Genomic DNA, 21,002 nt, shown 5'->3' with positions numbered 1-21,002 from the left:
CCCCTGTCGAAGCGAACCAACACACCCGGTCCCCTATCGCATCGGCGCCGGAACCCGCCACTGACCCGAAACACCGCTTCCGCGTACGGGCATCGCTCACGCTCCTCACCATTGCGGCAACCCTGTTCACGGCCTCCGCCCTCACCACCGCACACCAGGTGTCCACGCCGCCCAATGACGGCACGGGCGCTCTCAGCGCCCCGACACCCCCCGCGGGCGCGCTCCCCCGCTCCACCCCCACCGCGCTCTCCATCCCCGCCCTCGACCTCAGCATTCCACTCGACCGGGTCGCCCTACGCCCGGACGGAACTGTCGCCGACCCGGCGCGTTTCGATCGCCCGTCCTGGTACGAATCAGGCGCCACGCCAGGCGAACTCGGCTCGGCGGTGATCCTCGGCCATGTCGACTCCTATCGCGGCCGCGCCGTCTTCTTCCGCCTCGGCGAGCTACGCCCCGGCGACACCGTGCGCGTCGACAGAGCCGACAACACTACTGCCGAATTCCTCGTCACCCGCACTGAAACCGTCCCCAAGAACGCCTTCCCGAACCAGGCCGTCTACGGCTTCCACGGCACCGCCGACCTCCAATTGGTCACCTGCGGAGGAAGTTTCGACCCGGTCCGTCGCGCCTACCGCGACAACGTGATCATCTACACCACGTTCACCGGCACCGAATCCTCCGCCCTGGCCCACTGAACAGTTCGCCGGCCGACTGCCGCGCCACCGCCCGCATCGCCCGGACCTGCGCGGCGACGTACCGCGAGCGCGCGGGCTCGAACGGCAGCGTGCCGAGCAACCGGTCGGCGTCATCCACCAATCGACCGGCGGGCGGCGGTTCCTCGGCGTCCACCTGCCGGTTCCATTCGGGCGGCCCCTGGTAGATGAGCACAGTCCCGCTCACCTGCCGATCGAGCTGCAGGGCCAGCAGCGGTAGTCGCGGATCCACTCCTGTCGCGTCGTCATCGTCGCCTCCACACTTCGACAGTCATCACCGCGAAGCTAGCTGTACGATTTTTCGTACAGCGCACGTTCGAGGAGGAGCTATGCCTCGCACCGTCTGGCTGCGCGATCAGGGTCCGCCGCGCAAACCCCGGCTCTCCCGGGAGCGGATCGTCTCGGCCGCAATGGATCTGCTGGACGCGGAAGGCGTCGACGGATTCTCCATGCGCCGGTTGGCCGCCCGCCTGGACGCGGGCACGATGTCGCTCTACGCCTACGTCGAAACCCGAGAGGACGTGCTGGACCTGGCCCTCCACGCCGCGTTCGCCGAGATCGACCGCACACCGGACGACGCGAACGCCCCGTGGCGGGAACTCCTGACCCGCCAGCTCACGCGCAGCCGGGAGGTGATGCGCCGCCACCCGTGGATCCCGGTCCTCACCGCGACCCGCCCGCTGCTCGGCCCGAACGCCCTCGCCCGTTCCGAACTGTTCTACGCCGCGCTCGCTCGCGCGGGACTGTCCGGTGCGCCCCTGCTCGCGGCGGTCGGCGCGCTGAGCTACTACGTCAGCGGATTCGTCGCGTCGGAGAATGTGTGGCGGGCCACGATGCGCGATTCCGACGACGAGAAGCACCTACGGCGCGACGCCCAGGCCCACATCGATGAGCGCGCCGACCGGTATCCCGCGCTGTCCGCGCACGCCCACCTCGAGTTCTCCGATTTCGACGAGTCGTTCGCGCTCGGCCTGAACATCGTCCTGGACGGCATCGAGGCGCAACTGCCGCGATGAGGACGGGGCGACGCCCCGCGTCAGGACACCGACACGGCGTCGGATTCCGGGGCCGCGCCGCGTGAGTCCGGCGCGGCGAGACGCACGGCGTCCGCCGCCATGTCGTCCACCTGCTCATTGGAGCGGATCTCCGCCTCCACACGCGCCCGGTAGTTCTCGATCTCGCGCGCGACGGCGGACTCGTCCCAACCCAAGTGCGGCGCGACCAGTTTCGCCACCTCGCCCGCCAGAAGGACGCCGCGGTCGACGGTTTCGACCGAGAGCCGCGTGCGGCGGGTGAGGATGTCGTCCAGGTGCAGGGCGCCCTCGTGGGTGACAGCGTAGACGATCTCGGCGCGCAGGTACCGCGAATTTCCCAGCGGGGCGGCCAGTTCCGGGTCGGCGAAGATCAGGTCGCGCAGTTCGGCGACGGCGCTGCCGTAGCGGCCCAGGAGGTGGTCGACGGTGCGGGCGTCGACGCCGAACTCGGCGGCCAGGCGGGAACGCGACAGCGACAGTTCGCGGTAGCCGTGGGCGCCGACCAGCGGAACCTTCGCGGTGCGCGAGGCGCCGACGCGGCCGGGCAGGTCACGGACCGCCAGATCCACGGCGTCGGCGGCCATCACGCGGTAGGTGGTGTACTTGCCGCCCGCCACGATCACCAGGCCGGGCACCGGGTTCACCACCGTGTGCTCGCGCGAGAGCGCGCTCGTCTGCGCCACGTCACCCGCCGCCAGCAGAGGCCGCAACCCCGCGTACACGCCGACGATGTCCTCATGGCCGATGGGCTGCTCGAGCAGACGATTCACCTGCGCGAGAATGTAATCGATGTCGGCGCGGGTGGCGGCGGGGTGGGCGAGATCGTGGTCCCAGTCGGTGTCGGTGGTGCCGATGACCCAGTGATCGTCGCTCCACGGGCACGGGATGACGAACAGCAGGCTCTTCTCGGTCTCGGTGATGAGCCCGACCTCGGAGTCGATCCGGTCGCGCGGCACCACGATGTGCACGCCCTTGGAGGTGCGGATGCCGAATTCCCGGTCGCCGCCCAGCATTTCCTGGATCTCGTCGGTCCACGGCCCGGCCGCGTTGATCACGCGCTTCGCGCGCACGTCGATCCGCCGCCCGGTCTCCAGATCCCGCACCACCGCGCCGACCACCTGGTCGCCCGAGCGCAGGAAGTCCACCACGCGCGCACTCGAGGCGACGTGCGCGCCGTGGCTCGCGGCCGTGCGCGCCAGCATCATGGTGTGGCGCGCGTCGTCGAGCTGCCCCTCGTAGAAGCTGACGCCGCCGTGCACCCCGCCGCGCTTGGCTCCGGGGAAGCGCGCCAACGTCTTCCGCTTCCCGAGGTGCCGATGGTGCGCGGGCACACCGCGCCCCGCGCCGAGCACGTCGTACACGCCGACGCCGGCGCCGACCCAGGCCCGGTCCAGACCGGGCTTCTCGAGCGGGTACACGAACTCCACCGGCTTGGCCAGGTGCGGCGCGAGGGTGTCCAGGATCAGCGACCGTTCCCGCAGCGCCTCGAACACCAGCGCGAAGTTGAGCTGCTTGAGGTAGCGCAGCCCGCCGTGGATCAGCTTGGAGGAACGGCTGGAGGTGCCGGAGGCGTAGTCGCGGGCCTCCACCAGTCCCACGGTGAGCCCGCGTGTCACGGCGTCGAGCGCCGCGCCCGCGCCCACCACGCCCGCACCGACGACGAGCACGTCGAGTTCGGTGTTCGCCATGGTGTCGAGGGCGCGGGCGCGTCGCGCCGGGCTCATCGCGACCGGGGCGGTGAGGGATCGGTCGGCCATTGTCGGTGTCCTTTTCGGTAGTGGTTGCGCGCGTGCGCTGTTCAGTGCGTGGGGACCCAGTCGAGCGTCCGGTCGACGGCCTTGCGCCAGCCCTCGTATCCGGCGGCGCGCTGCGCGGGGGTCCATTCCGGCTGCCAGCGCGCCGATTCGCGCCAGTTGCGGCGCAATTCGTCGGTCCCGCCCCAGAATCCGACGGCCAGTCCGGCCGCGTAGGCCGCGCCGAGGGCGGTGGTCTCGGCGACGACGGGCCTGCTCACCGGCACACCCAGCACGTCGGCCTGGATGCGCATGCACAGGTTGTTCGCGGTGACTCCCCCGTCCACCTTCAGCACCTCCAGCGCCACACCGGAGTCCTTGACCATGGCGTCGGCCACGTCGCGGGTCTGGTAGCAGATCGCCTCCAGGGTGGCGCGGGCGATGTGGGCGTTGGTGGCGTAGCGGGTGAGGCCGACGATCGCGCCGCGGGCGTCGGAACGCCAGTGCGGCGCGTACAGGCCGGAGAACGCGGGCACGAAGTAGACGCCGCCGTTGTCGGCGACCTCGCCCGCCAATGTCTCGCTCTGCGAGGCGCCTTGGATGATGCCGAGCTGATCGCGCAGCCACTGCACGGCCGAGCCGGTCACCGCGATGGACCCTTCCAGCGCGTAGACCGGTGCGGCGGAACCCAATTGGTAGCAGACGGTGGTGAGCAGGCCGTTCGACGAGCGCATCGGTGTGGTTCCGGTATTGAGCAGCAGGAAGTTTCCGGTGCCGTAGGTGTTCTTCGCCTCGCCCGGTGCGAAGCACACCTGCCCGATCATGGCTGCCTGCTGATCGCCCACGGCGGCGGCCAGCGCCACCTCGCCGTCGAGCGGGCCGTGGGCGGCGGTGTGCCCATAGAGATCCGGGTCCGAGGAGGGGCGGATGGAGGGCAGCATGGCGCGCGGGATGCCGAACAGCGCGAGCAATTCGTCGTCCCAGTCCAGGGTTTCGAGATCCATGAGCATGGTGCGGCTGGCGTTGGTCACATCGGTGACGTGCACACCGCCGCGCGGACCGCCCGTGAGGTTCCACAGCAGCCAGGAGTCGATGGTGCCGAACAGCGCGTCGCCGCGGTCGGCCGCCGCGCGCAGGCCCTCGACGGTGTCGAGCAGCCAGCGCAGTTTGCCGCCGGAGAAATACGGGGCGGGCGGCAGGCCGGTCCGGTGCCGGATCAGCGCGCCGGCGCGGTCCTCGAGGTCGGCGGCGATGCGGTCGGTGCGCGTGTCCTGCCAGACGATCGCGTTGTGATATGGCCTGCCGGTGCGGCGGTCCCACACGACGGTGGTCTCGCGCTGATTCGTCACGCCGAGCGCGGCGAGATCGCCCGCGCGCAGGCCGTGGGCGTTGAGCGCGGTCTGGATCACCGCCGAGGTGCGCTCCCAGATCTCCACCGGGTTGTGCTCGACCCAGCCGGGACGCGGCAGGATCTGCTCGTGCTCGAGCTGGTGGCCGGCCACCACCGCGCCCGCGCGGTCGAAGACCAGGAAGCGCGTGCTGGTGGTGCCTTGGTCGACCGCACCGATGAGGTCTGGCATGTCTCGTTCTCCATGCTGTCCGTTGCCCGGCGCGCGTGGCCGGGGCGTCGTTGCCGACAGTAGGGAGCCGCCACCGGCCCGGCAACGGGGTCCGTACGACAATGTCGAACGTTTCGGCGCTAGGGTGGTGGGGTGCCGGGTCCGATCCAGTCGATCGAGCGCGCCGCCGCGATCCTGCGCGTGGTGGCGGACGCGCCGTTCGGCGTGGGCGTGGGTGAGCTGGCGAGCGCGCTCGGCCTGCCCAAGACCACGGCGCACGGTCTGTTGCGCACCCTGCTGCGCGTCGGCTACCTCGACCAGGACCCGCGCACGGGCCGCTACCTCGTCGGCACCGCCGCCCTCGGGCTCACCGCGCCGCCGCTGGACACCAACGTGCTGCGCTCCTACGCCATGAACTGGGCCGACACCCTCGCCGCCCGCACCGGCGAGTCGGTGCGCATCGGCGCGCTGCACGGCGAGCGGGTGCGGATCGCGCACCACGTCTTCCGCCCCGGCGGCGGTCCCCAGACGTTGCGCGTCGGCGTCGACCTGCCGTTGCACGCGACCGCGCTCGGCAAGGTGCTGCTCGCCTACACTCCCGGACTCACCGAGCGCGCCGGGACCGGCGCGCTCGCCGCCTTCACGCGCCGCACGATCACCGCCCCGCGCACCTTGGCGAGCGAGATCGCCCGGGTCCGCGCGCAGGGCTACGCCGAAGACGTGGGCGAGTACTCCTTCGAACGCGCGTCGCTCGCCGCGCCCCTGCGTGACGCGGGCGGGCGCGTGGTCGGCGCGATCGGCATCGTGGGCGACCTGGACCGGCTCACCGACCCGTCGCACCGAGCCGCCCACCTCGACACCGTTCGCGCTGTCGCCCAGTCGATTTCGCGCGATCTCGCCGCCGAGCACCCCCGCCGATGAGCGCCGACACCCGCGCCCGCTACGTCCTGGCCGTCGACCAGGGCACCACTTCGAGCCGCGCGATCCTCTACGACGCGGCGGGACAACTGGTTTCGGTCGCGCAGCGCGAGCACCGGCAGCTGTATCCGGCGGCGGGGCGGGTGGAGCACGACGCCGCCGAGATCCATCGGCACGTACGGGCGCTGATCGATCGGGTGATCGCCAAGGCCGGGATCCGCGCCGAGCAGGTCGTGGCGATCGGGATCGCGAATCAGCGGGAGACGACGGTCCTGTGGGACCGCGACACGGGCGTGCCCGTCGCCAACGCGATCGTCTGGCAGGACACCCGTACCGACGAACTCGTCGCCCGCCTGGCCGAGCGCGCCGACGCCGCCGAGGTGGTCGAGCGCTGCGGCCTGCCGCTGCTCGGCTACTTCGCCGCGCCCCGGGTGCGGTGGTTGCTGGATCGCGACGATCGCCTGCGCGCCAAGGCCGCACGCGGCGAGGTGCTGTTCGGCACCATGGACAGCTGGCTCATCTGGCACCTGACGGGCGGCCCGGACGGTGGCGTGCACGTCACCGACGTCACCAACGCCGGGCGCACCATGCTCATGAACCTGCGCACCCTGGACTGGGATGACCGGCTGCTCTCGTTCTTCGGCGTCCCCCGCGCGATGCTCCCCGAGATCCGTTCCAACGCCGAGGTATACGGCCACACCGCGGCGGGCATCCCCATCGCCGCCGCGCTCGGCGATCAGCAGGCCGCGCTGTTCGGGCAGACGTGTTTCGAGGCGGGCGAGGCGAAATGCACCTACGGCACCGGCAGTTTCCTGCTCGCCAACACCGGCACCGAACCCGTGCGCTCCACCCACGGGCTGCTCACCACCGTCGCCTTCCGGATCGGTACCGCGCCCGCGCACTACGCGCTGGAGGGATCGATGGCCGCCACCGGAACTCTGGTGCAGTGGTTGCGCGACCGCCTCGGCTTGATCGACGCCGCTCCCGAGATCGAGACTCTCGCGGGCACCGTCGACGACAACGGCGGCTGCTACGTCGTGCCGGCGTTCTCCGGGCTGTTCGCGCCCCGCTGGCGCTCCGAGGCGCGCGGCGTGATCGCCGGCCTCACGTCGTATATCACCAAGGGGCACTTGGCACGCGCCGTGCTCGAGGCCACGGCCTGGCAGACCCGCGAGGTGGTCGACGCATTGAACGCCGACACCCCGTACCCGCTCGCCGAACTGCGCGTCGACGGCGGTATGACCTCCAATAATCTGCTCATGCAACAGGTTTCGGACGCGCTCGGTGTGCCCGTCGAACGCCCGCTCTACTCGGAGACGGTCTCGCTGGGCGCGGCCTACGCGGCGGGACTGGCGGTCGGCCTCTGGCCCGATATGCCCGGCCTGCGCCGCAACCGCCACACCGCGAGCCGCTGGCTGCCCACCGTGCCCGAGTCCCGGCGCGACCGCGAATACCGCCGCTGGTCCCGAGCCGCCGAACTCACCTACAACTGGAACGAGCCTGACGAACCGTGAAGGCGCCCCGCCGACGCGGCGCCCCCGAACAGGCCGAGCCGTTGGCGAGCCCGGCGCGGCACCCGGCGCGTCGCGTTCGTCCCGGCTACCGTGCTGACCAGACCCGCCCGCACCGCCGGGCACCCCCGCGCGAGGAGGCGCCGTGCTCACCGTCGTCCAGATCCTGGCCGTGCTGGCCGCACTCCTGCACGGCTACATCTTCCTGCTCGAGTCCGTGCGGTTCGCCGACCCGAAGGTCTCACGCGGGCTGTTCGGCGTCGCCGAAGCCGATCTGCCCGCCGTGCGTCCCTGGGCCTTCAACCAGGGCTGGTACAACCTGTTCCTCGGCGTCGGGGCGCTCGTCGGTGCGATCCTGTTGCGCCCCAACCCGGATGCGGGATGGGCGCTGGTGATTCTGTCCTGCGGGTCGATGCTGGCCGCGGCGCTGGTCCTGGTCGCCACCGATCGCCGTATGATCAAGGCCGCCGCCAGTCAGGGCACCCTCCCCGGCCTGACCCTGCTGGCGAGCCTCACCCAACTCTGACGCCTCCGCCACGTCACCGAATGCCGACAGCGCCCCCGAAGATGCTCCGGGGGCGCTGTTCTCGGATCAAGCCTGGCGAAACCCTACGGGTTCAGCAACACCGGCAGGTGGCGGTGCCCGTTGGAGATGAAGCTCGGCACCGAGCCCAGATCGGCGTTCTCGTCGGCCAGCCGCATGTTCGGGAACCGGTCGAAGATCGCGGGCAGCGAGACCGCCGCCTCCAGCCGCGCCAGCGGCGCGCCGAGGCAGTGGTGCGCACCGTGCCCGAAGGCCAAGTGCTCCTTGGAGATCCGGTGCACGTCGAACTCGTCGGCGGTGTCGCCGTGCAGCTTCGGGTCCCGGTTGGCGGCCGCGTAGGAGGCGAGGATGGGGTCGCCCTTGGCGATGCGCACGCCCGAGACCTCGATGTCGTCCACGGCGAACCGCAGCGGCAGGTGCGCGACCGGCGCCTCGAAGCGCAGCGACTCCTCGATGAGGTCGGTCCAGGCGACCTGGCCCGACACCACGGCGGCCCGCTGCTCGGGGCGCGTCAGCAGTGCGTGGATCGCCTGATCCAGCAGGTTGACAGTGGTCTCGTGCCCGGCGCTGATCACCAGCAGCAGCGTGTCGATCAGTTCCTGCTCGGTGAGCTGGGTGCCGTCCTCCTCGTCGCGGTGCGAGACGAGCAGGCTGGTCATGTCGTCCCCCGGGTGCTCGCGCCGGAAGGCCACGAGTTCGCCCAGGATGCGGTACATCTCCATGTAGTTGGCCTGTGACTGCTCCGGCGTGAGGGAGGTGTCGAAGATGCCGTCGACACAGGTGCGCAGCCCGGCGTTCAGCGACTCCGGCACGCCCATCAGCTCCGAAATCACCTGGATGGGAAGCGGATACGCGAAACCCTCGCGCAGGTCGACCGGTTGGCCCTCGGGGGCGGCGGCGAGTTCGTCGAGCAGCGCGGCGGTGATCGCCTGCACCCGTTCGCGCATCGCCTCCGTGCGGCGGTGCGTGAACGCGGGGGCGACGAGCTTGCGCAGGCGGCGGTGATCGGCACCGTAGGCGGTGAACATGTTGTTCACCGCCACCCATAGGAACAGCGGCCAGTCCTGCGGGATCTCGCCGTTGATGAAGGCGGGCCAGTGCTGGCGCGCGTCCTTGGACACGCGCGAATCCACCAGCAGGCTCTTCAGCAGTTCGGCATCGCTCACCGACCAGGCACGCACTCCGCCGGGCAACTCCACCAGGGTCACCGGGCCGCGTTCACGCAGGCGCGCCGATTCACCCTGGATGTCGGCGCCGGTGGGATCGAGGACAAGGGGCTGGCTGTCCATCGGGTACTCCTTAATACACGTTCAGCGGAGGGGATTTCGGGAAGGTGACCGGAAGGGACACCAAGGCTCGATGGAAAGGTCCCGGCCGCCAGGTCAACTGGTCGACCGGGACCGCGAGACGCATCTCGGGCAGCGCGTCGAGCAGCTGGTCGATCGCGTCCTGCGCGATCAGATAGGCCGCCGACTTCGCCGGGCAGGAGTGCGGGCCCGCGCTCCACGCCAGATGCGAACGGTTGTCGGTGTATTCGCCCGCGTCGATGGCGGGATCGTTATTGCAGGCGGACATGCTGATGACCACCGGCTGGTGCGCGGGCAGCCACACGCCGTCGATGAGGATCGGCTGGCGCGGGTAGCTCACGCAGTAGTTGGCCATGGGCGGGTCGGTGAACAGCACCTCGTCCAGCGCGTCGCGGGTGGACAGGCTGCCGCCCAACAGGTTTCCGGCGAACCGGTCGTCGGTGAGCATGAGCAGCAGGGCGTTCACGATCAGGTTCTGCTGGGGTTCGATGCCCGCGCCGTAGAGGGTGACGAGCTGGTGGATCATCTCCACGTCGTCGAGCCCGACCGCGTGCTGGATCAGCCGCGAGGTGATGTCGTCGCCGGGCTGAGTGCGCTTGCGGGTGGTGAGGTCGAGCAGCGCGTCGGTGAGCATCGCGTTGCCCTTGTCGGCGTTGACGCCCTCGAAGATCGCGGCCATGCCGGTGGCCACCTGCTGGCCGATATCGCCTGGGCAGCCCAGCATTTCGTTGAGCACGGCGAAGGTGAGCGGGAAGGCGTACTGGCTGATCAGATCGGCCGCGCCGTCGGTGCAGAACGCGTTGATGAGCGGGACGGCGACGCGCTCGATGGTGGCGTGCATGGCGTGCAGATCCACCTCGCCGATGGCCGACACGTTCGCCTGCCGGTACCGGGTGTGGTCCAGGCCCGCGCTGCGCAGCGCGTTGGGCCGCCATTCCAGCATCGGCAGGATGGGGCACTCGCCCGGCACGTTCTTCTGCCAGTTGCGCGGATCGGCGGGAAAGTGCTCGGGGTCGTTGAGGATTCGCACGGCCGTGTGGTAGCCGATCACCAGGGTCGCGGGGATTCCCGGCGAGAGATCGACCGGCACCAGCGGGCCGTACCGGCGGCGCATCTGCCGGTAGGCGCGATGCGGGTCGGCGGCGAATTCCTCGGTGTAGAGCGGCACCCGGGGGCCGTCGGTGTCGATCGGCGAACTGTGCGGAACGGGGCAGACACCGGCGGAGGCCGTATGCGAGGGCGTGGTCAAAGTCGTGACTCCAGACGGTGGAACAGGAATTCGACGAGCGTGATGAGCGAGTGCAGGCAGGTGCCGCGGTTGCGGGCGTCCAGCGAGGTGAGCGGGGTGTCGGCGGTCAGGTCGAGCGCGTCGCGCACTTCCTCGAGCGGATACCGCTTGGCGCCGTCGAATTCGTTGACCGCCACCGAGTACGGCACGCCGCGCTCCTCGAGCACCGAGAGGACTTCGTCGGCCTTCTCGATGCGCCGGGTGTCGACCAGCACCAGCGCGCCCAGCGCGCCGCGAGCCAGTTCCTCCCACAGCGGCACGAACCGCTGTTGTCCCGGTGTACCGAAAAGATACAGTGCCAGTTGAGGATTCAGCGTGATACGCCCGAAATCCATGGCCACGGTGGTCTGCGTCTTCTCCGGCAGGCCCGCCATATCGTCCACGCCGATGCTGGCCTCGGTGATGGTCTCCTCGGTGCGCAGCGGCTTGATCTCGGAGACGCTGCTGACGAACGTGGTCTTGCCGACGCCGAAGTTGCCCGCCACCAACAGTTTCACCGACCGGGTGACGGTCTCCGGCACATAGTCGACGACGCGCTCAGGCCGAGAGAGCACGGAGCCCATTGAGTACCTCCTCCAACAGGGCGATCTCCGGCACGGTCTCGGCCGGTGTCGGCGTGCTCAGGTGCCCGCCGTCCATGAGATCGGAGACGACGATCTTCACCACCGAGGGCGGCAGATCCAGGTAGGCCGCGATCTCGGCGATCGAGAGCACGCCGCGCCCGCCGCACAGACCCAGTACCCGGCGCGCGTCCGGCCCGAGACCGGGTGCGGGGGGCAGCGCCGCGGCCACCAGCGTGACCAGATCCAGGTCGCGGGTCGCGCGGGAGCGCCCGCCGGTGCGCACATAGGCCCGAACCAGGTCGGGGTCGCGCCGGGACCTGGTCATGACCGGTCGCTGTCCGACCTCTGCCCCGACAGGCTGCCTAGCTCGTGCCCGACCCGGCCGGCCAGTTCGTTCATCCGGTGCGCGATGAGGGCCACGTCGATATCGGCCGTCGTCGAAACACCCAGCAGCGCACCCTCGCCCGCGGCGGTGATGAAGATCATCCCGTCGTCGTACTCGGTCACGTTCTGGCGCAGCCCGGTGCCGGGGCCGCCGCAGAACTCGCCCAGCGCCTTGCCGAGCGAGCGCAGCCCCGAGGCGGCGGCGGAGAACCGCTCGGCGTCGTCGCGGGCGATGCCCTTGGAGTGGGCGATGCGCAGTCCGTCGTCGGACAGCAGCACCGCGAAACGGACGCCGGGGATGTTCAGGTCTTCGAGAAGCCAGCCGAGCTTGTTGCTGCTGTCGGCCACGGCCGTGTTCGGGGTGCCCATCAACGTGTTCCTTCCGTGTTGTCGGCGGCGGCGCGGCCGCTCTTGGAACCGGTGTGCCATGCGGCGGCGATGTCGGGTCGTGCGAGCGCGGGCTGGGAACCGGTGTCGGTGCGCGCGACGACCGGGGGCGCCACTTCGCGGCGACGGCGTTTGGGCAACCCACCCTCGGTGATCTCGTGGGCGACGGGCTCGCTCTCGGCCTGCGCCACGGCCACCGCGACGGGTTCGCGGACCGGCGCGGGTTCCGGGGCGGGCGCGCTCTCGCGGATCGGCGCGGCCTCGCGGGCCGGTGCCTCCGCCGGGGTGGCGGGCGTGCCCGCGGTCGAGTCCACCGGGGCCAGCAGGGCCTCCGGGATGTACACCATGGCGCGCATGCCTCCGTAGGCGTTGGGCCCGTCGATGAAGACGGTGAACCCGTAGCGTCGCGCCAGCGCCGCGGCGCCCGGGAAACCCACCTTCGGGGACGGGCCGAGCTGGTGGATGTCGATGGGGCGCTCGCCCGCGAGGATCTGCCTGGCCTCCTCCATCTGCTCGGGGCTCATCCGCACGCCGGCGTCGTCGATGATGACGGTGACGCCGTGGTGCCCCTCCTGGAAACTGATGTCCACGAAGGAGGTCGGCGGCGAGTAGCGCAGGGCGTTGTCCAGCAGGGTCGCCAGCGTGTGCACGAGCGGCTCCACGGCGCGCGAGACCACCACCCGCTCCGACTGGTTGGTGCGCACCCGCAGGTAGTCGCGCACGCGGCCGGTCGCGCCGCCCACCACGTCGGTGAGCGTCTGGGCGGGCCAGCGGCGGCCGGGCAGGCCGCCGCAGACGATCACGTACGACTGGGCCTGGCGGATCATCTGCTGGACGGTGTGGTCGATGCGGGTGAGCGTGGCGTACACCTCGTCGTCGCGGTGGGCGCGCAGCGCGCCGCTGACCACCTGGCTGACGTCGGCGCCGAGGCTCACCACGGAGGTGCCGAAGGAGCGCACCGCGCCGCTGGTGGCGTCGCGGGCGGCGGCGGCGATCTCCTCGCGGACCGCGTCCTCGGCGGCCCGGACCGCCTGGCGCGTCCGGTTCTCGGCGTCCAGCGCGACCTGCTCCGCGGTCTCGTTGCGCAGCAGGCGCAGGTCCTCGGCGTGCCGCTCGGCGATCCACTGCAGGAAGCCCGCCAGCCGCGAATTCTCCAGTCCGGCGGGCACTTCCACGGCGACGGTGGTCGTCTCGTGGCGCCGCGCGGCCTCGGTGATCGCGGGCAGCGTGTGGGTGGCGAAGTGGTCGAGCGCCTCCTCACGCCGGTCGCGATCGGCCGCGAGTGCATCGGCCCGCGCGCGCTCCCGGCGCATGGCGTTCATCGCGAACAGCACCACCGCCAGCACGAGCGCGGCGGCGAGGATCCAGGAAAGAAGTACGGCGATATCCAGATTCATCAGTTCTCTCGTGGTCGACGGGATCGAGTCCTCCCCCGATATCCCGCCCCCCTACGGCCCCCGCCTGAACCAGCACCCTGCCACCACAGATCTCCGTCTCGCCTGCCACGATGTCCGATCGTGTGAAGCCTGATCGGAATCAGTACCACGCCGACGGACCCGTGCCGCATCCTCTCGAGGCTCACCCGCACGCCTCACGATGCAGCGGGACGGTGATCGATGTATCGATCACCGGACCGATCGTCACCCACCCGACCGGCCGGGAACCCGGCGACTCGCCAACCCTAGCAGCATCACAGCGAAGTCTCATCGTATCCCGCTGAACCGCTGCGCTTTTCGCTGTGACCTGCACGAACGCCACAGCCCGGCAAGGGGGCTGGCCACCGGGGGCGGCCGTCGCGGCGAACCCGCGCGGAACGGCCGGGGCGCACCGCGACGCGCCGGGGCGGCTGGCAGGATCGAGGGGATGAGCACCGAGAATCTGACCCGTGCCGAGGCGGCCGCGCGATCGGCCGCCGTGACCGTCCGCGGCTATCGCGTGGAGCTCGACGTCTCCGATGCGCCGGACCCGGACCGCCCCGGTTTCGCGACCACCACGACCGTCGAGTTCGACGCCACCACCGACCGGACGTGGCTGGACTTTCTCGGCCCGGCGGTGGAAGCGGTGACGGTCAACGGCCGCGAGGTGCCGGTCGAGTACGACGGGGCCAGGATCGCGCTCGGCAGTCTGGCCGCGTCGAACGTGGTGACGGTCCGGGCCACCGGCGCCTACAGCCGCTCGGGCGAGGGCCTGCACCGCTTCCTGGACCCGGCCGACGGGCAGACCTACCTCTACACCCAATACGAGCCCGCCGACGCGCGCCGCGTGTTCGCGTGCTTCGAACAGCCGGACCTGAAGGCGCCGTTCACGTTCGTGGTGACGGCGCCGCGCGGCTGGGAGGTGCTGTCGAACCGGCCCGCCGAGGCGGTGGCGGCCGAGGGCGAGCGGCAGACGGTGACGTTCTCCCCCACGCTGCCCCTCTCCACCTACATCACGGCGGTGGCCGCCGGGCCGTATCACCGCGTCGAATCCTCTTGGCGGCGGGACGATCTGGTGGTGCCGCTGGGTGTGCTGTGCCGCGCCTCGCTGGCGAAGTACCTGGACGCGGACACGATCCTCGAGGTCACGACCCAGGGGCTCGACTTCTTCGCCGAGCACTTCGACTACCCCTACCCGTGGGGGAAGTACGACCAGGTGTTCGTGCCCGAATACAACCTGGGCGCGATGGAGAATCCCGGCCTGGTGACCTTCACCGAGGAGTACGTCTTCCGCGGCGCGGCTACCGCCGCGCAGTACGAGGGCCGGGCCAACACGATCCTGCACGAGATGGCGCACATGTGGTTCGGCGACCTCGTCACGATGACGTGGTGGGACGACCTGTGGCTCAAGGAGTCCTTCGCCGACTACATGGGCGCCCTGGCCAACGCCGAGGCCACCCGGTGGCGCGACGCGTGGGTCGCGTTCGCGAATCGCCGTAAGGCGTGGGCGTATTCGCAGGATCAGCTGCCCACGACCCACCCCATCGTGGCCGACATCCCCGATCTGGAGGCCGCGAAGCTGAACTTCGACGGCATCACCTACGCCAAGGGCGCGAGCGTGCTCAAGCAGCTGGTCGCGTGGGTCGGGCGCGACGAGTTCTTCGCGGGCTCCCGGCGATACTTCCGCAAGCACGCGTTCGGGAACACAACGCTGGCCGATCTGCTGACCGAGCTGTCGGCGGAGTCGGGACGCGACTTGGAGCAGTGGGCGCGGGCCTGGTTGCAGATGTCCGGGATGTCGACGATCTCGCTCGAGGACGGCGCGATCATGCAGACCGACCCGCGCCCGCACCGGTTGGCCGTAGGGCTCTACGACTTCGACACGGCGGGCGATCTGGTGCGCCGCGACCGCGTGGAGCTGGACCTGGTCGGCGAGCGCACGCCGGTCGCCCTCGCGCCCGCGCCCCTGATCCTGCTCAACGACGGCGATCTCACCTACGCGAAGATCCGCCTGGACGCCAATTCCCTTGCCACGGTGGAGGGTTCCCTCGACCGGGTGACCGATCCGCTGGCGCGCGGGCTGCTCTGGTCGGCGCTGTGGAACGCGGTGCGCGACGGGGTGCTCGACCCGTCCCGGTATCTGGCGATGGCCCGGCGCTTCGCCCCCGCCGAATCGAATATGGCGCTGCTGACCGCGGTGCTGGCGAACGCGTCGTTCACCATCGCGCACTATCTGCCCGGCGCGGCCCGCGACCGGTGGCGCGGCGACTGGCTCGAATCCTGCTGGGCCGCCCTGCATTCGGCCGCACCCGGCTCGGGCGCGCAGCTGGCCTGGGCGCGTGCGACGGCGACCGCCGCGACCGTCGACGGGCGGCACGCCACCGAGATCCGCGACATCCTGCTCGAGCGCGCACCGGCGCCCGACGGGCTCGCGCTCGATCCCGACCTGCGCTGGTCGCTGTGGCGGGCGCTGGCCGCGACCGGGGCCGCCGACGCCGCGGATCTCGACGCCGAACTCGCCCGCGACGACACGTCGTCGGGCCGCACCGCCCGGCTCGAAGCGCTGGCGGCGCGACCGGACGCCCGGGTGAAAGCCGAAGCGTGGTCGTCGGCACTCGAGGACACCGCACTGTCCAACGACCACCTCGACGCGGTGATCGACGGCTTCCGGGCCGGCGCGCGCCGCGACCTGCTCGCGCCCTACGACGGCGAGTACTTCGCGAACCTGCGCACGGTGTGGGCGCGGCGCAGTATCGAGATCGCGCGGCGCATCGTGCTCGGCCTGTTCCCCACGACGGAGTCGCTCGCGCCCGTCGACGACTGGCTCGCGGCGAACGAGGACGCGCCGGGAGCGCTGCGGCGCTTGGTGATCGAACAGCGCGACCACCTCGCGCGGGATCTGCGCGTGCGCCGCATCGAGTGGCCGGAGACCGAATAGCGGCGTCGGCGGTTCACTCGCGGGATACTCGGCGCGGCCGCCCATCTCGTGTCAGGTCAGGATGCGTCCGGCCCGGGACGAAACGCCGCCCACGGCGACACCCGACAAACGCGCGAAACGCCGCAGCGCCGGATCGTGTTCCGGCGCACGGCATCTCGGCGTTGCGGGTCAGTCCTGGCGGACGACCTCGATCTCGAGGCTCAGGGTGATCTTGTCGCCGATCACCGTGCCGCCGTCGGGCAGCGGCATGTCGATGTCGAGCCCGAACTCCTTGCGGCTCACCACGGTCTTGGCCTCGAAACCCGCGACGGTGCCCTGTCCCATGCCCGGGTTCACGCCCAGGAACTCGACCTCGAGCGACACCGGCTTGGTGTTGCCGCGCACCGTGAAATCGCCGTCCACCACGAAGTCGTCGCCGGAGACGCGGAAGCCGGTGGACTTGAACGTCATCACCGGGAACTGCTCGGCGTGGAAGAAGTCGGCGGTGCGCAGGTGGGCGTCGCGCTGGTCGTTGTCGGTGGTCAGCGAGTTCACCCGGATCTCGGCCTCGGCCGAGGCGGTGCCGTCCTCGTCGATGACGAGCTTGCCGTCGAAATCGGTGAAGCGGCCGCGGACCTTGCTCACCATGAGGTGGCGTACCGCGAAGCCGACGCTCGAGTGGGCGGGGTCGATGACCCAGGTACCGGCGGTGAGTCCGTTGGCGATTCCGGTCGTCATGGTCGATTCTCCTTTGTTGGTAGAACTTTCAATCATCGGGTGATACGTGGGCGACATCGTCGGCGCCCGGGGGTCAGTCCAGGCCGCGGCCGCTGAGCAGTTGCTCGAACGGCACCGGCTCGCCGTAGGGGTCGGGCGGGCGCACCGCGGAGCGGGCGGCGAGCATCTCGGTGAATTCCTCCCCGGCCCTGGCGATCCGCTGGTCCAGCGCGTCGGCCGCGCCACCGGCGCCCCAGTCCTCCGAGGCCGCGTACACGGCCGTCGGCGCGACCACGGTGCGCAGGTAGACGAACATCGGCCGCAGCGCGTGTTCCAGGGCCAGCGAATGCCGTTCGGTGCCACCGGTCGCGCCGAGCAGCACCGGCATGCCGACCAGCGAATCCGGTTCCAGCACATCGAAGAACGACTTGAACAGGCCGCTGTAGGAGGCGTTGAAGATCGGCGTCACCGCGATCAGCCCGTCGGCGCCGACCACCCGGTCGAGGGTCTTGCGCAGCGCGGGCGACGGGAACCCGGTCACCAGGTTATTGGCCAGATCGTGGGCGTGGTCGCGCAATTCGACCACGTCGAAGCGCACCCGCCGGTCCCGCTGGGTGAGGAAACGTTCGGTGGCGGCGGCGAGCCGGTCGGCCAGCAGCCGGGTGGACGAGGGCTGCGAGAGCCCGCCCGACACCACCGCGATCCGCGTCTCGGTCATCATCACACCACCTCCGCTTCCCGCGCCGCCAGCAGCGAGGCATGGGTGGGCGCGTCGGGCACACCGGGTGCGCGCCGCGCCTCGAATTCCTTGCGCAGCACCGGAATCACCTCCGAACCGAGCAGATCCAGCTGCTCCAGCACGGTTTTCAGCGGCAGGCCCGCGTGATCGACCAGGAACAGCTGGCGCTGGTAGTCGCCGAAGTGCTCGCGGAAGGTGAGGGTCTTGTCGATGGCCTCCTGCGGGCTGCCGACGGTGAGCGGCGTCTGCTCGGTGAACTCCTCCAGCGAGGGGCCGTGCCCGTAGACGGGCGCGTTGTCGAAGTAGGGGCGGAACTCGCGCACCGCGTCCTGGGAGTTCTTGCGCAGGAAGACCTGCCCGCCGAGGCCGACGATCGCCTGATCGGCCGAACCGTGGCCGTAGTGCTCGTAGCGCCGCCGGTACAGCTCGATGAGCCGCTGGAAGTGCTCCTTGGGCCAGAAGATGTTGTTGGCGAAGAAACCGTCACCGTAGTAGGCGGCCTGTTCGGCGATCTCGGGGCTGCGGATGGAACCGTGCCACACGAACGGGGGCACGCCGTCGAGCGGGCGCGGGGTGGCGGTGAACGACTGGAGCGGGGTGCGGAACTTGCCCTCCCAGTCCACCACGTCCTCGCGCCAGAGCCGGTGCAGCAGGTGGTAGTTCTCGATGGCGAGCGGGATGCCGTCGCGGATGTCCCGGCCGAACCAGGGGTAAACCGGACCGGTGTTGCCGCGGCCGAGCATCAGGTCCACCCGGCCGTCGGCCAGGTGCTGGAGCATCGCGAAATCCTCGGCGATCTTCACCGGATCGTTGGTGGTGATCAGCGTGGTCGCGGTGGACAGCAGGATACGGTCGGTGCGCCCGGCGATGTAGCCGAGCATGGTCGTGGGCGAGGACGGGACGAACGGCGGGTTGTGGTGCTCGCCGGTGGCGAAGACGTCGAGCCCGACTTCCTCGGCCTTCTGCGCGATCGCCACCATCGCCTTGATCCGCTCGGCCTCGCTGGGCGTGCGGCCGTTCGTGGGGTCGGTGGTGACATCACCGACGGAGAAGATTCCGAACTGCACGAGGCCTCCTCGGCTAATTGGTTGACTTGGCAACCATAACAACCGGGGCGCCCCCGTGGGTATTCCACGGTGACGCGGCTCACATAGTGGGACGCGATGCGGAGCGAGGCGGGACTGGCGGTACCGGATACCATCCGCGCATGGCAAAGGTAAAGGTCTCCGTCGACGTTCCGATCCCCCCGGCGGAGGCGTGGTCGCACACCGCGAATCTGGCCGAGCTCGATCGGTGGCTCACCATGCACGAGGCGTGGCGCGGCGAGGTGCCCGCGACGCTCACGCCGGGCACCGAGCTGGTCGGCGTGGCCACGGTGAAGGGCATGCGCAACCGGGTCACCTGGAAGGTGCAGACGGCCGACGCGCCGAGCAAGCTGGTGCTGAAGGGCTCCGGCAAGGGCGGCACCAAGTTCACGCTCGGCCTGCTGGTCGCGCCGAAGGGTGCGGGCTCGGAGGTGACGGTCGACCTCGAACTCGGCGGCGCGCCGCTGTTCGGCCCGATCGGCTCGGGCGTCGCGCGGGCGGTGAAGGGTGATATCGAGAAGTCGCTGGAGAAGTTCGTCGCGCTCTACGGCTGAGCGCCGGTGACGAGTCGGGGGCCGTGGCGATCTCGCCACGGCCCCCGTTCGGTGCCTCCGTCAGTGCACCAGCACCTTCGTGTCGGCGCCCTCCGGGATCGGCGGCTTGGTGCGCGGCAGGAAGAACGCCGGGATCAAGGTCAGCACGATGAGCACGACCGCCACCACGTACGTGTCGGCGAACGCGTCGGCCGCCTGGGCGAGACCGATCGCCACCGCCTCCGGTCCGAGCTGCTGCGCGATGGCCGGATCGATGTTCGACGCGATCGCGGGACCGGCCAGCATCTGGTCCTTGAGCAGGTTGGCCAGCACCACCGAGATGGTCGCGGTGCCGATGGAACCGGCGGTCTGGTTGACGATGTTCATCAGCGTCGACCCGCGCGCCACCTGCTCGTGGGTCAGCGTCTGGATGGCGGCGGTCATGATCGGCATCATGGTGCAGCCCATGCCCAGACCGGTGACGAACAGCGCCGCGCACATCACCCAGTAGGAGCTGTCCGAGGTCAGCTGCGTGAAGTACAGCATGCCCACCGAGAGCAGGGCGACGCCGAACAACACGATCTTGCCCGGTCCGATCTTGTCGACCAGGCGACCCGCGATCGGCATGGTGAGCATCGCGCCCAGACCCTGCGGCGCGATGAGCAGACCCGCCGCGAGCGCGGTCTCCCCGCGCACCTGCTGGAGGTAGGACGGCAGCAGCAGGCCGGAGCCGAAGAACGCGATGGCGAACAGCATCATGGTGAGCACCGAGAACGTCATCGCGCGGTTGCGGAACAGCCGCAGGTCGATCAGCGGGTGCTTGGTGTTGAGCGCGTGGAAGACGAACCCGATGAGCAACAGCGCGCCCACGACGATCGGGATGATCACCTTCTTGGTGGCGGCCGTGCCCTCCTCCGGGATGATCGAGACGCCGTAGAGCAGCAGCGCCAGGCCCGGCGAGGCGAGCAGCATGCCGACGAAGTCGAACGATTCCGAGGGGTGCGGATCGTCGGCGGGCAGGATGATCCAGGCCGCGGCGATCGCGATCACGCCGATGGGCAGGTTGATGAGGAAGACCCAGTGCCAGCTGAACGCGTCGATCAGCCAGCCGCCCAGGATCGGGCCGCTGATCGGGCCCAGCAGCATCGGCACGCCGAGCACGGCCATCACGCGCCCGACCCGGTGCGGGCCCGCCGCGTGGGTCATGATCGTCATGCCCAGCGGCATGAGCATGCCGCCGCCGATGCCCTGCACGACGCGGAACGCGATGAGCGACTCGATGTTCCAGGCCGCGCTGCACAGCACCGAGCCGATCACGAACAGCAGCAGCGCGGTGACGTAGAGGCGTTTGGTGCCGAACCGGTCGGCCGCCCACCCGGTGAGCGGGATGACCGTGGCGAGGGCGAGGGTGTAGCCGGTGACCGTCCACGCGGCCATCGCGGGACTGGTGCCGAACTCGTTCTGGAAGGTCGGCAGGGCGACGATGACGACCGTGATGTCCAGGATCGACATGATCGCGCCCAGCACGACCACGCCCGCCACCTTGAACACACCCGCGTCCAGCTTGTCGGAGGCCGGGTCCGGGCCCGCCTTGATATCCGGAGGTTGGTTCACCGGATAAGACTGGCACTAGTTGTCCCGGATGACCAACCGAT

20 protein-coding genes are annotated in these 21,002 nt (G+C 70.3%); 7 read left to right on the top strand and 13 right to left on the bottom strand.

Translation table 11 applies throughout. From position 1 onward, the window contains the following. Positions 1-158: 158 nt before the first annotated feature. Positions 159-695 (top strand): class F sortase, encoded by a 537-nt coding sequence (locus DFR74_RS05830; RefSeq protein WP_170160706.1) that lies wholly within the window; start codon positions 159-161, stop codon positions 693-695. Here DFR74_RS05830 and DFR74_RS05825 read toward each other — a convergent pair. Then, positions 661-900 carry a hypothetical protein gene (locus DFR74_RS05825; RefSeq protein ID WP_147265745.1) on the bottom strand — a complete coding sequence of 80 codons (240 nt, stop codon included), beginning with the start codon at positions 898-900 and terminating at the stop codon, positions 661-663. The genes DFR74_RS05830 and DFR74_RS05825 overlap by 35 nt on opposite strands. A gap of 142 nt (positions 901-1,042) precedes the next feature. On the opposite strand from DFR74_RS05825, the gene DFR74_RS05820 reads away from it, so the two are divergent. Beyond that, complete coding sequence (locus tag DFR74_RS05820) at positions 1,043-1,729, top strand: TetR/AcrR family transcriptional regulator (RefSeq protein WP_067512123.1); 687 nt, start codon at positions 1,043-1,045, stop codon at positions 1,727-1,729. 20 nt (positions 1,730-1,749) lie between these two features. Here the strand turns inward: DFR74_RS05820 and DFR74_RS05815 are convergent, their stop codons facing one another. Next, positions 1,750-3,504 (bottom strand): glycerol-3-phosphate dehydrogenase/oxidase, encoded by a 1,755-nt coding sequence (locus DFR74_RS05815; protein ID WP_067512125.1) that lies wholly within the window; start codon positions 3,502-3,504, stop codon positions 1,750-1,752. A gap of 41 nt (positions 3,505-3,545) precedes the next feature. After that, complete coding sequence (gene glpK, locus DFR74_RS05810) at positions 3,546-5,060, bottom strand: glycerol kinase GlpK (protein WP_067512127.1); 1,515 nt, start codon at positions 5,058-5,060, stop codon at positions 3,546-3,548. Between the two features lie 132 nt (positions 5,061-5,192). Between glpK (DFR74_RS05810) and DFR74_RS05805 the strand changes: the two genes are divergently transcribed. The 3 genes from DFR74_RS05805 (at position 5,193) to DFR74_RS05795 (ending at position 7,994) form a co-directional block, all read left to right on the top strand. Beyond that, positions 5,193-5,960, top strand: coding sequence for an IclR family transcriptional regulator (locus DFR74_RS05805; protein WP_067512129.1), 768 nt, complete (start codon positions 5,193-5,195; stop codon positions 5,958-5,960). After that, positions 5,957-7,471, top strand: coding sequence for a glycerol kinase GlpK (glpK, locus tag DFR74_RS05800; protein WP_067512131.1), 1,515 nt, complete (start codon positions 5,957-5,959; stop codon positions 7,469-7,471). The genes DFR74_RS05805 and glpK (DFR74_RS05800) overlap by 4 nt, the downstream gene beginning before the upstream one ends. 142 nt (positions 7,472-7,613) lie before the next feature. Then, the gene (locus tag DFR74_RS05795) at positions 7,614-7,994 is read left to right on the top strand and encodes a DUF1304 domain-containing protein (protein ID WP_067512133.1); all 381 of its coding nucleotides are present in this window, start codon (positions 7,614-7,616) and stop codon (positions 7,992-7,994) included. 83 nt (positions 7,995-8,077) lie between these two features. On the opposite strand, the gene DFR74_RS05790 is transcribed toward DFR74_RS05795, so the two are convergent. Genes DFR74_RS05790 through DFR74_RS05765 form a run of 6 tightly spaced genes read right to left on the bottom strand, consistent with a single transcriptional unit; the run spans position 8,078 to position 13,338 of the window. Further along, positions 8,078-9,301 carry a cytochrome P450 family protein gene (locus DFR74_RS05790; protein WP_067512135.1) on the bottom strand — a complete coding sequence of 408 codons (1,224 nt, stop codon included), beginning with the start codon at positions 9,299-9,301 and terminating at the stop codon, positions 8,078-8,080. Between the two features lie 10 nt (positions 9,302-9,311). Further along, positions 9,312-10,568 carry a cytochrome P450 gene (locus tag DFR74_RS05785; RefSeq protein WP_067512136.1) on the bottom strand — a complete coding sequence of 419 codons (1,257 nt, stop codon included), beginning with the start codon at positions 10,566-10,568 and terminating at the stop codon, positions 9,312-9,314. Then, positions 10,565-11,170, bottom strand: a complete 606-nt coding sequence (locus tag DFR74_RS05780) for a GTP-binding protein (RefSeq protein ID WP_067512138.1) — start codon at positions 11,168-11,170, stop codon at positions 10,565-10,567. The genes DFR74_RS05785 and DFR74_RS05780 overlap by 4 nt, the downstream gene beginning before the upstream one ends. Next, the gene (locus DFR74_RS05775; RefSeq protein WP_067512140.1) at positions 11,145-11,495 is read right to left on the bottom strand and encodes a DUF742 domain-containing protein; all 351 of its coding nucleotides are present in this window, start codon (positions 11,493-11,495) and stop codon (positions 11,145-11,147) included. Before DFR74_RS05775 ends, DFR74_RS05780 begins: the two co-directional genes overlap by 26 nt. Continuing rightward, complete coding sequence (locus tag DFR74_RS05770; protein ID WP_067512142.1) at positions 11,492-11,923, bottom strand: roadblock/LC7 domain-containing protein; 432 nt, start codon at positions 11,921-11,923, stop codon at positions 11,492-11,494. Before DFR74_RS05770 ends, DFR74_RS05775 begins: the two co-directional genes overlap by 4 nt. After that, on the bottom strand, positions 11,923-13,338 hold the full coding sequence (locus tag DFR74_RS05765; protein WP_067512144.1) for an ATP-binding protein: 1,416 nt from the start codon (positions 13,336-13,338) through the stop codon (positions 11,923-11,925). The genes DFR74_RS05770 and DFR74_RS05765 overlap by 1 nt, the downstream gene beginning before the upstream one ends. 466 nt (positions 13,339-13,804) lie before the next feature. Here DFR74_RS05765 and pepN point away from each other — a divergent pair, with 466 nt between their 5' ends. Further along, on the top strand, positions 13,805-16,294 hold the full coding sequence (gene pepN, locus DFR74_RS05760) for an aminopeptidase N (protein WP_113974983.1): 2,490 nt from the start codon (positions 13,805-13,807) through the stop codon (positions 16,292-16,294). A 168-nt stretch (positions 16,295-16,462) separates the two neighbouring features. Here the strand turns inward: pepN and DFR74_RS05755 are convergent, their stop codons facing one another. The 3 genes from DFR74_RS05755 to DFR74_RS05745 form a co-directional block, all read right to left on the bottom strand. Further along, positions 16,463-17,011, bottom strand: coding sequence for a YceI family protein (locus DFR74_RS05755; protein WP_067514631.1), 549 nt, complete (start codon positions 17,009-17,011; stop codon positions 16,463-16,465). Positions 17,012-17,084: 73 nt separating this feature from the next. Next, a complete protein-coding gene (locus tag DFR74_RS05750) occupies positions 17,085-17,708 on the bottom strand; it encodes an FMN reductase (protein WP_067514629.1) in 624 nt (207 codons plus the stop codon). A 2-nt stretch (positions 17,709-17,710) separates the two neighbouring features. Further along, complete coding sequence (locus tag DFR74_RS05745) at positions 17,711-18,796, bottom strand: LLM class flavin-dependent oxidoreductase (protein WP_067514627.1); 1,086 nt, start codon at positions 18,794-18,796, stop codon at positions 17,711-17,713. A gap of 140 nt (positions 18,797-18,936) precedes the next feature. Here DFR74_RS05745 and DFR74_RS05740 point away from each other — a divergent pair, with 140 nt between their 5' ends. Further along, the gene (locus tag DFR74_RS05740; protein ID WP_067514625.1) at positions 18,937-19,368 is read left to right on the top strand and encodes a type II toxin-antitoxin system Rv0910 family toxin; all 432 of its coding nucleotides are present in this window, start codon (positions 18,937-18,939) and stop codon (positions 19,366-19,368) included. Positions 19,369-19,428: 60 nt separating this feature from the next. Here the strand turns inward: DFR74_RS05740 and DFR74_RS05735 are convergent, their stop codons facing one another. Beyond that, positions 19,429-20,961 (bottom strand): DHA2 family efflux MFS transporter permease subunit, encoded by a 1,533-nt coding sequence (locus DFR74_RS05735; protein WP_195124101.1) that lies wholly within the window; start codon positions 20,959-20,961, stop codon positions 19,429-19,431. Positions 20,962-21,002 lie beyond the last annotated feature (41 nt).

This window comes from Nocardia puris (assembly GCF_003315035.1).
GTDB lineage: Bacteria > Actinomycetota > Actinomycetes > Mycobacteriales > Mycobacteriaceae > Nocardia > Nocardia puris.
This window is presented reverse-complemented; position numbering and strand designations above follow the sequence as displayed.